General features: G+C 71.6%; 10 protein-coding genes. 4 read left to right on the top strand and 6 right to left on the bottom strand.

Annotation, left to right across the window (positions count from 1 at the left end):
- Window positions 1-17: 17 nt before the first annotated feature.
- Complete coding sequence (locus tag ACFQRD_RS06860; RefSeq protein WP_377803624.1) at window positions 18-2,252, bottom strand: glycoside hydrolase N-terminal domain-containing protein; 2,235 nt, start codon at window positions 2,250-2,252, stop codon at window positions 18-20.
- 374 nt (window positions 2,253-2,626) lie between these two features.
- On the opposite strand from ACFQRD_RS06860, the gene ACFQRD_RS06865 reads away from it, so the two are divergent.
- From ACFQRD_RS06865 to ACFQRD_RS06875, 3 genes are read left to right on the top strand one after another with little or no spacing between them, the layout of a single operon-like run.
- The gene (locus ACFQRD_RS06865; protein ID WP_377803625.1) at window positions 2,627-3,781 is read left to right on the top strand and encodes a Gfo/Idh/MocA family protein; all 1,155 of its coding nucleotides are present in this window, start codon (window positions 2,627-2,629) and stop codon (window positions 3,779-3,781) included.
- A 5-nt stretch (window positions 3,782-3,786) separates the two neighbouring features.
- The gene (locus ACFQRD_RS06870; RefSeq protein ID WP_377803626.1) at window positions 3,787-5,133 is read left to right on the top strand and encodes a DUF993 family protein; all 1,347 of its coding nucleotides are present in this window, start codon (window positions 3,787-3,789) and stop codon (window positions 5,131-5,133) included.
- Window positions 5,130-5,990 carry a sugar phosphate isomerase/epimerase family protein gene (locus tag ACFQRD_RS06875; RefSeq protein ID WP_377018508.1) on the top strand — a complete coding sequence of 287 codons (861 nt, stop codon included), beginning with the start codon at window positions 5,130-5,132 and terminating at the stop codon, window positions 5,988-5,990. Before ACFQRD_RS06870 ends, ACFQRD_RS06875 begins: the two co-directional genes overlap by 4 nt.
- 255 nt (window positions 5,991-6,245) lie before the next feature.
- Here the strand turns inward: ACFQRD_RS06875 and ACFQRD_RS06880 are convergent, their stop codons facing one another.
- From ACFQRD_RS06880 to ACFQRD_RS06890, 3 genes are all read right to left on the bottom strand, one after another.
- Window positions 6,246-6,641 carry a type II toxin-antitoxin system VapC family toxin gene (locus ACFQRD_RS06880; RefSeq protein ID WP_377018509.1) on the bottom strand — a complete coding sequence of 132 codons (396 nt, stop codon included), beginning with the start codon at window positions 6,639-6,641 and terminating at the stop codon, window positions 6,246-6,248.
- A 142-nt stretch (window positions 6,642-6,783) separates the two neighbouring features.
- Window positions 6,784-7,899, bottom strand: coding sequence for a LacI family DNA-binding transcriptional regulator (locus tag ACFQRD_RS06885; protein WP_377018510.1), 1,116 nt, complete (start codon window positions 7,897-7,899; stop codon window positions 6,784-6,786).
- A 159-nt stretch (window positions 7,900-8,058) separates the two neighbouring features.
- Window positions 8,059-8,838, bottom strand: coding sequence for a sugar phosphate isomerase/epimerase family protein (locus ACFQRD_RS06890; protein ID WP_377018511.1), 780 nt, complete (start codon window positions 8,836-8,838; stop codon window positions 8,059-8,061).
- A 169-nt stretch (window positions 8,839-9,007) separates the two neighbouring features.
- On the opposite strand from ACFQRD_RS06890, the gene ACFQRD_RS06895 reads away from it, so the two are divergent.
- Complete coding sequence (locus ACFQRD_RS06895; RefSeq protein WP_377018512.1) at window positions 9,008-10,663, top strand: acyltransferase; 1,656 nt, start codon at window positions 9,008-9,010, stop codon at window positions 10,661-10,663.
- A gap of 7 nt (window positions 10,664-10,670) precedes the next feature.
- Here the strand turns inward: ACFQRD_RS06895 and ACFQRD_RS06900 are convergent, their stop codons facing one another.
- Both ACFQRD_RS06900 and ACFQRD_RS06905 read right to left on the bottom strand, forming a co-directional pair.
- Window positions 10,671-11,387, bottom strand: coding sequence for a CE1759 family FMN reductase (locus ACFQRD_RS06900; protein WP_377018513.1), 717 nt, complete (start codon window positions 11,385-11,387; stop codon window positions 10,671-10,673).
- Window positions 11,388-11,423: 36 nt separating this feature from the next.
- Window positions 11,424-12,602: an LLM class flavin-dependent oxidoreductase gene (locus tag ACFQRD_RS06905; RefSeq protein ID WP_377018514.1), complete on the bottom strand. Its 1,179-nt coding sequence runs from the start codon at window positions 12,600-12,602 to the stop codon at window positions 11,424-11,426.
- Between the last annotated feature and the right edge of the window lie 130 nt (window positions 12,603-12,732).

Here is a 12,732-nt window from a genome sequence, read left to right on the forward strand (position 1 = left end):
CCGATGGGGCGGCGCCCTCAGATCAGCCGGGAGAGGTCGATCTCCACGGGCCGTTCATCCCTGAGCTCCACGTCGAGCAGTCGCTCTCCGCGGCGCACCGTGTGGGTGCCCAGCGCCCCCGGACCCACCGCGCGCAGGTGCAGCGCGGTGACGTCGGCGTCGGCCCAGGTCATGCCGACCTCGATGCCGGGCCGCGCCCGTAGCCCGCGGACCGACCCGTCGGCCATGATCGGTGGCAGCGCAGGCAGCAGTTCGATCTCGCCACGGTGGCTCTGAAGCAGGCATTCGGCGAGGGCGGCGACGATCCCGATGTTGCCGTCGATCTGGAACGGCGGATGGGCGGAGAAGAGGTTCGGGTACAGCCCGCTGCGCTCGACGCCGTCGGCGGTCTCGGCCGGGCGCAGGTACAGCTCCAGCAGGGCCTGAACGCGGTCCGGACGACGAAGGCGTGCCCACAGGCACGTCTTCCACACCAGCGACCACCCCGTGGCCTCGTCCCCGCGGGCCTCGAGCGAGGCGGCCGCGGCGCGGGAGAGCTCATCGGGCACGGGATCGGTGCCGGGGTAGAGGAAGCCGAGGTGGGAGACGTGCCGGTGCTCGGGCTCGACCTCCTCGAGCCCGTCGGCGTGCCATTCGAGGATGCGGCCGTCCGCCCCCGTCCGCGGCCCGGGCACCCGGTCCAGCGCCGCCTCGGCGCGCCGGACGATCTCATCGTCACCGCGGCCGGTCAGGCGGGATGCCGCGATGAGGAGCTCGAAGATCTCCCGCACCAGCCAGCGGTCCATGCCCGTGCCCTCGCTGAGCCCGACCGGGGTGCCGCCGGGTGCGACCCATTCGTTCTCCGGAGAGGTCGAGGGGAAGGTGACCAGCTCCCCGCCCTCCGTCTCCCACAGCAGATCGAGAGCGAAGGCCGCTGCGTCGCGCAGCGCGGGGAAGCGGCGCTCGGCGATCGAGCGCGGCTGCTCCCCGCCGAAGGCTGCGATCGAGGAGAGCTCGCGCTCGAGCCAGAGGCCGCCCATCGGCCACGAGGACCACTTGGGATTGCCGCGCACAGGATCGGTGTAGCCCCACGGGTCCGAGTTGTGGTGGACGGTCCAGCCGTCGGCGCCGTACACACGGCGGGCGGTCTCGCTCCCGCTCTCGCGCAGCATGGCGACGTAGCCCTCCAGGGCCCCGGCTGCGCCGGGAACGTGCGCGACCCCCGCCGCCCAGTGGTTCATCTCCAGATTGATGTTGACCGTGTAGTTCGAGTTCCACGGTGCCAGGACGTGGGGATTCCAGATGCCCTGGAGGTTCGCCGGCGGCAGGCCCGGACGCGAGGAGGAGGCGAGCAGGTAGCGGCCGTAGGCGAAGGTGGTGGCGAGCAGCTCCGCATGCTCGGAGCCGCCGAGCTCCAGCTCGACATCGCCGGCCCCGAGCGGGAGACGCTCGAGGTGGCGGCTGCGGAGGTCGAGCTCACCGCGCGCCACCGCGGCGTCGGCCTGGCCCGTCGCCTCGGCGAGAGCGTCGGCGAGGGGACGGTCGGGGTGCCGGCCCATGCCCTGCCACGTGGTGACGATGGCGCAGACGACCAGGATGCGGCCCCTCTCGCGCCGGGTGCGGACGGCGACGGCCGCTCGGCTCGCGTCCTCGGCGTCCCACGCGAGCTCGGCGACATCGCCGTGGCGGGTCGGCACGCCGTCCGACGGGGCGCGGAGGACGAGGGTGAGGCCGTCCGGCCCGGAGGTGCGCCGTTCCTCGACCAGGGGGGAGGTGAACTCGAGCGCGACGTCGGCGCCGTCGGGGCAGGGGGCCGAGTGGACCAGGACCTCGTCGGCGGTGCTGACGAAGGTGCGGTGCTCGCCGTCGGGCGTCCGTGCGGTGTGCTCGAACCGTGTGAGATCGAGTGTGCGCTCGACGAGCTGCTGGGTCCCGTCCGCGCGGGAGAGGCGCACCTGCAGATCCCCGACGGGCTGATAGGCCTGCGCCCATGCGGCCCCGAGCTCCTCGATCGAGTTCTGCGCCTCGACGATCTGTCCGGATCCGAACTGCGATCGGGCACGCGTCAGAAGCTCTGCCGCGTCCTCGCGCGAGGTGCACCTGTTCCGGGTGGTGCTGGGGGAGCCGGACCACAGGGTGGTCTCGTTGAGACTGAAACGCGCCACCTCGGGGTCGCCCCAGACCATGGCACCGATCCGACCATTTCCCAGAGGCAATGCCTCCAGCCAGCGCGTTGCGGCGTGACGCCGGCTGAGAGTATCGGGCGGCGTCATGGCAGGTTTCTCCTCGGGGTCGGGGGTCGCGGTCCCAGCAGCAGCGCGCTGGGCATCGCGTCTCGGCAACGCTAAACATCCTATGTCTGAGGGGCCGTTGCGTCGAGGGCCCACGCGGGAGCGAGAGGGCGGGCGCGAGAGGGCGGGCACGTCCGGCGCCGGGCGCGACGGGAAAGCGCTTGAAACCCGGGCGCTGACATGATCTACTGAGCCCCCGGAACGGAAAGCGGTTACCGTCATCCGTCGCTCACGACGGATGCAGCTCGTGCGCGACGTGGCGCGCGAGCAGCCGGGATCGCGGCCGTTCCTCTCAGTCAGCCCAGCACGGACTGCCGCCGCGCCGGCCGCGGCCGCACATGAAGGAGAGCCGCCACATGGCCACACGCAGGATCGGGATCATCGTCAACGGGGCCACGGGACGCATGGGGTATCGCCAGCATCTGGTGCGCTCCCTGCTCGCCATCCAGGACCAGGGCGGCGTCGAGCTCACCGGCGGCGACCGGCTGCTGCCCGAGCTGCTGCTGGTGGGCCGGAACGAGGAGAAGCTGACCGCCGTGGCCACGCGCCACGGCCTGACGCAGTGGACGACGGACGTCGAGGCCGCCCTGGCCGACGAGGACTACGAGGTCTACTTCGACGCCCTGGTGACCAACCTGCGCGTGGCAAACCTCAAGAAGGCCATCACCGCCGGCAAGGCGATCTACACGGAGAAGCCCACGGCGGAGTCCTTCGCCGACGCCCTCGAGCTGGCGCGCCTGGCGAAGGAGGCCGGCACGGTCTCCGGCGTCGTCCACGACAAGCTCTACCTGCCCGGCCTGCTCAAGCTGCGCCGCCTGATCGATTCCGGCTTCTTCGGCGAGATCCTCTCCGTGCGCGGCGAGTTCGGCTACTGGGTCTACGAGGGCGACTGGCAGGCCGCCCAGCGTCCCTCCTGGAACTACCGCGCCGAGGACGGCGGCGGCATCGTCGCGGACATGTTCCCGCACTGGAACTACGTCATCGAGGACCTCTTCGGCCGCATCGCCGACGTCTACGCCCAGACCGCCACCCACATCCCGGCCCGCTGGGACGAGAACGGCACCCGGTACACCGCCACCGCCGACGACGCCGCCTACGGCGTCTTCCGCCTCGAGAACGGCACCGTGGTGCAGATGAACTCCAGCTGGGACGTGCGCGTGCGCCGCGATGAGCTGGTCGAGTTCCAGGTCGACGGCACCAAGGGCTCCGCCGTCGTGGGCCTGCACAGCGCCCACATCCAGCCGCGCGAGGCGACCCCGAAGCCGGTCTGGGATCCCGACGTCAAGGACGGCCACGACTACTTCGACGACTGGATCGAGGTCCCCGACAACGAGACCTTCGACAACGGCTTCAAGGTGCAGTGGGAGGACTTCCTGCGCCACTACATCGAGGGCCGCCCCTATCCGTTCGACCTGCTCTCCGGCGCCCGCGGGGTGCGCCTGGCCGAGACCGGCCTCGCCAGCTCCGCCGAGGGCCGCCGCATCACCCTCGACCCGCTCACGGAGGTCTGAGCACCATGACGAGCACCGATCTGACCCTGCTCGACGAGGACGGCCATCTGCGCACCATGCCGCTGGGGGAGGCGGTCCCCTTCGCAGCGCCCACCGCGCCGCTGCGCTCGCGCACCGTGTTCGCCGCCGTGCACGTGGTCCCGATCGTCCACGGGGACAACACCCCCGGCGCCCCGGCGGACATCGACTGGGAGGCGACCATCGCCTTCCGCCGCACCATGTGGTCGCGCGGACTCGGCGTCGCCGACGCCATGGACACCGCCCAGCGCAACATGGGGCTGGACGCCGCGGCCACCCGCGAGCTGATCTCCCGCACCGCCGACGCCGCCCGCGAGGCCCTCGCCGATCCCGCGTACGCGGGCCTGTTCCGGGACGGCGCGCAGGTGCGCGACCTGGTCGTCGCCGGTGTCTCCACCGACCACCGCAGCGAGCCCGAGCTGAGCCTGGACCAGATCGTCGAGGCCTACCGCGAGCAGCTGAGCGCGACCGAGGCCACCGGCGCGGGCGCTGTGCTCATGGCCAGTCGTCACCTCGCCCGGGCCGCGACGTCGGCCGAGGACTACGAGGAGGTCTACCGCCGCGTGCTCGAGGCCGCCACCGAACCGGTCGTGCTGCACTGGCTGGGCACCGCCTTCGACCCGCAGCTGGCGGGCTACTTCGGCTCCGGCGACACCGCCGAGGCCTCCGAGACGCTGCTGCGGATCATCGAGGCGAACCCGGCCCGGATCCGCGGCGTGAAGATGAGCCTGCTGGACGCCGAGGCGGAGGTCGCCGTGCGCGAACGCCTGCCGCGCGGCGTGCAGATGCTCACCGGGGACGACTTCCACTTCTCCCACCTGATCGTGGGAGAGGGGGCCGACGGGACGACGGCGCGCACCGACCAGCCGGAGGGCAGCTTCTCCCACGCCCTGCTCGGCGCGTTCGCCGTCACCGCGCCCGCCGCCTCCGCAGCGGTCCAGGCACTGGATGCCGGAGAGCCGGATCAGGCCCGCCGCATCCTCGACGCCGCCGAGGAGCTCGCCCGGCACGTCTTCTCCGCCCCCACCTACCACTACAAGACCGGCGTCGCCTTCCTCGCCTGGCTGAACGGGCACCAGCCCGCCTTCACCATGGTGGGCGGGATGCACTCCGCCCGCAGCCTGCCCCACCTCTCGCGCACCATCGAACTGGCCGCGAGCACCGGCAACCTCGAGCGCCCCCAGCTGGCCGCCGAACGCTGGCACGCCATGCTGCGCCTGGCCGGATACGAGGTGGCTCGGACTGACGCTGCTGACGCTGCTGACGCTGTCGGAGCCGGGACCGACGCCGAGGCCGACGGACCGGACGGCCTCACGGAAGGATCCGCCGCATGAACACGCCCGCTCCGGAGACGACCGGCACGCCCCGTCTGTCCATCAACCGCTGGACCTGCCGCACCACGCCGATCCAGGAGTTCCTCGAGGCCACCGCCGCGGCCGGCATCGAAGCCGTCGGTCTGTGGCGCCAGGACGTCGCCGAGGTCGGACTGGAGGCCCTGCGCCGCCGGGTCGATGACGCCGGCCTGCGCGTGTCCACCGTGTGCCGCGGCGGCTTCCTCACCGCCGTCGCCGAGGCGGACCGCGCCGCGGCGCTGGAGGACAACCGGCGCGCGATCGACGAGACCGCAGCTCTGGGCGCCCCCACGCTGGTGCTCGTCGTCGGCGGCATCAGCCAGGAGGACAAGGACATCGCCGGCGCCCGCGCCCGCGTCGCCGAGAACATCGCGGCCCTGGCCCCCTACGCCGAGGAGCGCGGGGTCACGCTGTCGATCGAACCTCTCCACCCGATGTTCGCGGCCGACCGCGCCGTGGTCTCCACCCTCGACCAGGCCCTGGACATCGCCGAGGCCACCGGCAGCCCCGCCGCCGGCGTCGTCGTGGACACCTATCACGTGTGGTGGGATCCCTACCTCGAGCGCGCCATCCAGCGTGCCGCCGACGCCGGCCGCCTGCTGAGCTACCAGGTGTGCGACTGGAACCTGCCACTGGCCGCCGAACCGCTGTTCTCCCGCGGCTACATGGGCGATGGCTACATCGACTTTCCCGCCATCACCCGCATGATCGCCGCGACCGGCTATGACGGCGACATCGAAGTGGAGATCTTCCACGTGGACGTGTGGGCCACCCCGGCCGCCGAGGCCATCCGCACCGTCGCCGAGCGCTTCGAGCAGTTGGTCCTGCCGTACGCATGACGGCCGCCGGCTGACCGTCGATTCCGATCAGCCGGTACTCCAGCGTCCAGGCGCGTCGATATGCGTCGCGTCGGACCGCTGGAGTACCGCCGAGTCGGACCACCGCTCACCACGATCGCCCCGGACGTCTCGGCACTGTTCCGGCACCTCGTCACGCGGGCCGAGCGCTGCTGAGTGAGGAGTCGGGGGAGCGATCCGACGGCGCTTCGGGCCGATTCACGCTGGTCGAGCGGGCCTCTCCGTGGGGTCCAGTAGTCAGCCGGCGACCGGAAAGATCTGCAGCTCGGCCGGCGTATCGGCGGCACGGAGGCGCTCGTCGCACGCGAGCAGCGGAGCGTCGAGCCCCTCTGCCAAGGCGAGGTAGGAGGCGTCGTAGGCCGCGCACCGGTGACGGAGGGACCAGATGCGCTCCGAGAGCGGTGCAGCGTCGTACCGGGCGATCGACATCGCGAAGTGCGTCTCCCGGAGAGCGTCCGAGTCCTTCGGGAGGAGCTTCCGCCCGCGTTCCAGGCCTCGCAGCGTCGAGAGGACCTCGATATCGAGCAGATGCGGGGCTCCCAGGGGCCGGGTCGCGACCGCTCGGGTCAGCTCATCCGGTGCGTCGGCGCTGATGAGCGCTTCGATCATCGCCGACGCGTCCACCACGATCACCGGCGATCAGCTTCCAGGGCCTCAAGGATGTTCGCGCGCGTCGGCCCCGATTCCTGGCTGCGATGGCGAATCCGCTCGACCAGTTGCGCATTCGTCGGAGAGGCGGCGATCCGGGGTGGTCCGGACCCGACCGATGCCGCCCTCAGGCTCTGGTGGTCAGGGCGGTGGACTCCCGAAGCAGCACGTCACCGCGCACATGCACCTCGCTGACGTCCGCGGTGCTGGCCGGTCCGTCGGCGCTATCGGCACCGTTCCGTCCGGCCGCGCCGGTCCCGTTCGTCCCGTCGGCATCCTCCGGCAGTTCCAGGACCCACTCCACGGCCTGGCGTGCCATGTCGTGAAGCGGCAGTGCGATGGTGGTCAGGGAGGGGTTCGCGTCGGCTCCGTCGGGCACGCCGCCGAAGCCGGCGACGGCGACCTGGCCCGGCACGTCGATCCCGCGCCGGCGCAGTTCTCCGAGCGCACCGAGGGCCATCACGTCGGCGGGGGCGAACAGGCACAGCGGCAGGTCCTCGGCGGGGGAGGCCGCCTCCAGGTGCTCCTGGACCTGCTCGGCAGCGAGGTGGCCGCCGTCCCGGGTCAGGCCGGCACCGATGTTCAGCTCCGGCTCGATGCCGGCCTCGGTCAGGGCGGCGACGAACCCGCCGGTGCGGTCCCCGGCCGAGGGGATGCCCTCGATGCCCTGGACGACGGCGAAGCGGCGATGACCTTCGACCACTAGGGAGGTCGCGAGCTCGTGAGCGGCCGCGGCGTTGTCCGGCACGATGGTGCGGCCCACGCCGAGGGACTGGCCCATGCCCACCACGCGGCCCTCGTTGCGGGCGAAGCCCTCCAGCAGCGTGCTGATCGCGGCGTCGGAATCGTTGCCGTAGCGGTGGGAACCCACCAGCACCAGGGCATCGACCTGCTGGGCGATCAGCGACCGCAGTGCTCTGACCTCGGTGTCGATCTCGCGGTCGGTCTGCGTCAGCAGCACCTGGCTCTGGGAGGCGAAGGCCTGCTGCTGGATCTCGCGGGCGATGGTCGCGAAGTAGGGGTCGGCGATGTCGTGGACGACCAGGCCGATCAGCCCGGAGCGGGAGCGCGCCAGGGCCTGCGCCTGCGCATTGGGCACGTAGCCGAGCTTCGCCGCGGAGGCCTCGACCTTCTCCGCGACCGCCTTGCCGGGGATGCGCGAGGAGCCGTTGAGAACGCGGGAGGCGGTGGCCAGGGAGACCCCGGCATCCTGGGCGACGTCGCTGAGACGCACTGCGGGCATCGGGGCTCCTTGTCGGGAGGGGCGGGTCGGGGAAACGCTGTCCGGGCGTTCAGGATACGGCCGCGAAGCGTCTCATGTCCGGCGCTCGGGCACTAATCGTGGTCGCGGGCGTCACGTCGCGATGCACCGAATGACCCGCCGTCTCGAGAGCGTGGCCAGCTACGACGCACCAGGGGACGGGACCAGCAGGGCGTGCAGCGTCTCCGCCTCGCGGGCCAGCGACGCCGGGTCGTCGCCGGGCACGAACTCGAGCAGTGCGTCGTGGTCGCGGTCGTGGACCCGGACGATTTCGAACGCGTCGCGCCACAGCTCGGCGCGTTCGGCGAGAGGCAGGCGGCGTGCTGCGGGCCACCACGAGAACACATGCAGGGTGGAGACATGGGGTAGGGAGGTGCGCAGGTCCCGGATCGCCGCCGCCCGCGGCTGGTCTTGGTGCGGCTGCCAGTACGTGCGCACGGCCGGATGATCCACCTCGTTCAGCAGCTGCAGCGTCGAGTCGATCTCGTCGGTCAGGGTGCCGCCGTGCCACTCCAGGCCCAGCTCGACGTCAGCATCGGCAGCGGCGACGGCCGTCTCGCGGATCCGGGAGACGAGCATCCGGCGCTGCTCGGGTGAGGTCTCACGAGATCCCCGCCTGCCCGCCCAGATGCGGACCCGCGGTGCGCCGAGTTCTCGGGCGGAGTCGAGCAGTGCGGCGGCCTCCTCGGCCACGGAATCCGCTGTGCCGTCGCAGCGGAGATAGGATCCGTAGCTGGCCACCTCGAGCCCGGCCGCACGGGTCGCCTTCCGTGCTGAGCGGGCCGCCGCCACATCTCCGGCGGGGACATGCACGTCGCTGCCCCATTCAATGCAGTGCAGCCCCGCATCGGCGGCGAGGTCGGCGACCTGCCCGACGGAGAGGTCACGAAAGCTGACCGAGCACAGTCCGGAGCGGATCATGCCTCTCCTTCCGCCGGGTCGGGAGGGCCTTCGGCGGTGCTGCTCAGGGCGTCCCGGCCCATGCCAGTACCAGCGGCATAGTATCCGCTCCTGCGCAGACGCCGGGCCCCACTGCGCTACGGTGGCAAGCGCTTGCGCGCACTGAAGCACCGAGACGAACGAGGCTCCGATGGACGAGAACAAGCGGCCCGCCCGCCCCGGACTCCGCGACGCCGAACCGGATTTCAACGCCTGGTCCTTCTGGCGCCAGGCCGACGACGCGGCACAGCAGGCTCAGCGGGAGCGTCTGGCCGAGCTTGCCGCTGACGGCGCCGAGCTCGGCGAGGGCTGTGTCGTCTCGCAGTGGGCCGCCTGCTTCCCGGAGACCCTGGTTCTCGGGGAGGGGGCCTACCTCGCGGCGTTCAGCTACGTGACCGGAGACGTCCGGATCGGCGCCCACTCGACCGTCAACGCGTACGTGGTGGTGCGCGGCGCTGTCAGCATCGGCGAGGGCGTGCGCATCGGTGCCCACACCTCGCTGCTCGGGTTCGACCACCAGTTCGCGCCCGATCAGCCGGTGCGCAAGCAGCCGCTGGTCAGCCGCGGGATCACCGTGGGGGACGATGTCTACATCGGCTCCCACGTCGCCGTCGTCGACGGGGTGAGCATCGGCGCCCACAGCGTCATCGGAGCCGGCGCCGTGGTCACCAGGGACGTGCCGGAGTGGTCGGTCATGGTCGGCAACCCGGCACGGCGCATCCGCGATCGCCGCGAGACCGGCGGACGGTCCTCCGCGCGCCGTGGGGCCCGGGACCTGAGCGAGTTCGCCGACCGGGCCCGCCAGGAGGCCTCCAGCGTTCTGGCGCGGTGCTGGGATGAGGACCAGCGGGCGTTCACCGACACTCCGGGCGCCGAGCCCACCGTGCGCGCCCTGTGCGACGCGGTCGAGATCGCCGAGCTGCTGGAGCCCGCAGCGCTGTGGCAGCTCGACCGCCCGGAGGTGATCCAGCGGCTCACCGCGCGCCAGGACCCGCGCACGGGGCTCATCCCCGAACTCGGCCACGAGCTGGGCGAGCCCACCGCGGCCGACCTCGGCGGGGGAGCGCGGTATCACGTGCTCAGCGCGGGGTACGCCCTCGATCTGCTCGGTGCCCGATTCCCCCATCCGATCGGCATCGTCGACACCCTGCGAGGCCCGGACCTGATCGCCGCCCTCGAGCAGCAGCCCTGGACCGAGCGCGCCTGGGGCGCGGGGGACTGGGTGGACGTGGTCGGCACAGCACTGACGTGGAACCGCGAGTGGTTCGAGCTGCCGGGCGATCTGGAGACGCTCGTCGGGTGGCTGCACCTGACCGTGGACCGCAGCACCGGGGTGTGGGGCCGGCCCCGGGCGTCCGACGGGCTGCGTCAGCCGGTCAACGGCTTCTACCGGCTCAGCCGCGGAACGTTCGCCCAGTTCGGGCTCCCGATCCCGCACCCGGAACGGGTGATCGACACGGTCCTGGCCCACGCGCGCGACGACCGCCGGTTCGGGGTGGGCCGCTCCACGGCCTGCGACGTGCTGGACATCGCCCATCCGCTGTGGCTGGCCCGCCAGCAGACCGCCCACCGCGGCGAGGAGATCACGGCGTGGGCGGCAGGACAGGTGCCCCGGCTGGTCGCAGCCTGGCGGCCTGGCGAAGGATTCGGCTTCGCCCAGCGCCCCGATGCCCGCGGCACGGCCTGCCCCGGCCTGCAGGGCACCGAGATGTGGCTGGCCATCTCCTGGTACCTCGCCGACCTGCTGGGCGCGGCCGGCTCCCTCGGCTACGAACCCCGCGGCGTGCACCGCCCGTGGCCGCGCTGAGGGTTCCTCAGCGCCCGCCGAGCAGCTTGTCCATCGGGACGAAGTCGGAGAACTCCGCGTCCAGCGCCGGGCCCTGCGTCTCGTCGGCCGCCCCACTCGTCGCGCTCGCCGCACCCGTCGCGCCCGCCGGATCCGAGGCCGCCTCGCCGGCCGCCTCCTCGATCCCGGAACGCAGCATGGTGGCCAGCTCGGCAGAGGCCCGCCGCACCCGCGCCGCCAGCGGCTGCTCGTCACCGTGGGCGTCGGCGTCCGCCCCGAAGTCGGCCGAGGCCGCGAACACGACCGTCGGCACCACTTCGGCCTTGAGGTAGCCGAACATCGGGCGGATCGCGTAGTCGATCGCCAGGGAGTGCCGCGAGGTCCCCGCGGTCGCTCCCAGCAGCACCGGCTTCGCCTTCCAGATGTTGATGTCGATCGCGTCGAAGAAGGACTTGAACAGCCCCGAGGGGCCGACGTTGAACACGGGGGTCACGGCGATCACCGCGTCGGCCGCACGCACCGACTCGATCACCATGGACAGCCGCTCACCGGGGAAACGGGTGAGCATGGCGTCGGTGATGTCGTGGGCGTACTCGCGCAGCTCCACGGTGCGCACGTCGACCTCGGCGCCGTCCCGGCCGAGCGCGGAGGCCGCCTCGCGGGAGAGCTGGTCGGCCAGCATGCGGGTCGAACTGGGCGTGGACAGCCCTGCGGACAGGGCGACGAGACGAATGGGACCGGTCATGAGGTGGATCCTCCCTGAAGCATCGAGTAGAGCATGTCAGGCGCCTCGGCGGGCGTCGAACGGCCGCTGGTCCTCGGCGCGCAGGCCGGTCCAGTTGTCACCGGTCTCGAACTTGTAGGTGTCATCGAAGCTGCCCCGCTCGGCCTCGGCGGCGGCGACCTGCGCGGCGTGGGTGGGGGCCTCGGGGACGTCGGCCGGCTTGCGGGCCTCGAGCTCCTTGCGCAGCACCGGGACCACCTCCGTGCCCAGCAGCTCGATCTGCTCCAGGACCGTCTTGCGGGGCAGGCCGGCGTGGTCCATGAGGAACATCTGGCGCTGGTAGTCGCCGACGTGGTCGGCCATGGTCAGGTACCGCTCGACGACCTGCTCGGGGGAGCCGACCGTCAGCGGGGTCATGCGGGTGAACTCCTCCATCGAGGGGCCGCCGCCGTAGACGGGGGCGTGGTCGAAGTAGGGGCGGAACTCGTTGACCGCGTCCTGGGAGTTCTTGCGCATGAACGCCTGGCCGCCGAGGCCCACATAGGCCTGACGGGCCGTCCCGTGACCGTAGTGCTCGTAGCGCTCACGGTAGAGCTGGACCATCTGCTGGGTGTGGCTCATGGGCCAGAAGATGTTGTTGTGCAGGAAGCCGTCGCCGTAGTACGCGGCCTGCTCGGCGATCTGCGGGGAGCGGATCGAGCCGTGCCACACGAAGGGGGCCACGCCGTCCAGCGGGCGCGGAGTGGAGGTGAACTGCTGCAGCGGGGTGCGGAACTGGCCCTCCCAGTCCACGACGTCCTCGCTCCACAGCCGGCGCAGCAGATCGTAGTTCTCGATCGCGATCTCGATGCCCTTGCGGATGTCCTGCCCGAACCACGGGTAGACGGGCCCGGTGTTGCCGCGGCCCATCACCAGGTCGACGCGACCGTTCGTGAGGTGCTGCAGCATCGCGTAGTCCTCGGCGATCTTGACCGGATCGTTGGTGGTGATCAGCGTGGTCGCCGTGGAGAGGATGAGCTTTTCGGTCTGGGCGCCGATGTAGGCCAGCGTGGTGGTGGGGGAGGAGGTCACGAACGGCGGGTTGTGGTGCTCGCCGAGGGCGAAGACGTCCAGGCCCGCCTGCTCGGCGAGCTTGGCCTCCTCCACCATGAGCTGCAGGCGCTCGTGCTCGGTGGGAACCTTCCCGGTGGTGGGGTCCGGAGTGATGTCGGCGATGGTGAAGATTCCGAACTGCATGATCGCTCCTAGCGCGTCTCGTGGCTCGGGAGGGAACGGTGCGTGGCGGTCCCGGCTCGGCCTCCTGTAGATAGTTCAAGAATAAACTACCTGTGCGGTGCGGGCAAGACCCGTCGGCCGCCTCTGGCAG

Source organism: Brachybacterium sp. GCM10030268 (assembly GCF_042666305.1).
GTDB lineage: Bacteria > Actinomycetota > Actinomycetes > Actinomycetales > Dermabacteraceae > Brachybacterium.

Excerpts from the sequence above, each read along its gene's own strand:
- ACFQRD_RS06860 (WP_377803624.1), bottom strand. The coding sequence starts at position 2,252 with ATGACGCCGCCCGATACTCTCAGCCGGCGTCACGCCGCAACGCGCTGG.
- ACFQRD_RS06865 (WP_377803625.1), top strand. The coding sequence starts at position 2,627 with ATGGCCACACGCAGGATCGGGATCATCGTCAACGGGGCCACGGGACGC.
- ACFQRD_RS06870 (WP_377803626.1), top strand. The coding sequence starts at position 3,787 with ATGACGAGCACCGATCTGACCCTGCTCGACGAGGACGGCCATCTGCGC.
- ACFQRD_RS06875 (WP_377018508.1), top strand. The coding sequence starts at position 5,130 with ATGAACACGCCCGCTCCGGAGACGACCGGCACGCCCCGTCTGTCCATC.
- ACFQRD_RS06885 (WP_377018510.1), bottom strand. The coding sequence starts at position 7,899 with ATGCCCGCAGTGCGTCTCAGCGACGTCGCCCAGGATGCCGGGGTCTCC.
- ACFQRD_RS06890 (WP_377018511.1), bottom strand. The coding sequence starts at position 8,838 with ATGATCCGCTCCGGACTGTGCTCGGTCAGCTTTCGTGACCTCTCCGTC.
- ACFQRD_RS06895 (WP_377018512.1), top strand. The coding sequence starts at position 9,008 with ATGGACGAGAACAAGCGGCCCGCCCGCCCCGGACTCCGCGACGCCGAA.
- ACFQRD_RS06900 (WP_377018513.1), bottom strand. The coding sequence starts at position 11,387 with ATGACCGGTCCCATTCGTCTCGTCGCCCTGTCCGCAGGGCTGTCCACG.
- ACFQRD_RS06905 (WP_377018514.1), bottom strand. The coding sequence starts at position 12,602 with ATGCAGTTCGGAATCTTCACCATCGCCGACATCACTCCGGACCCCACC.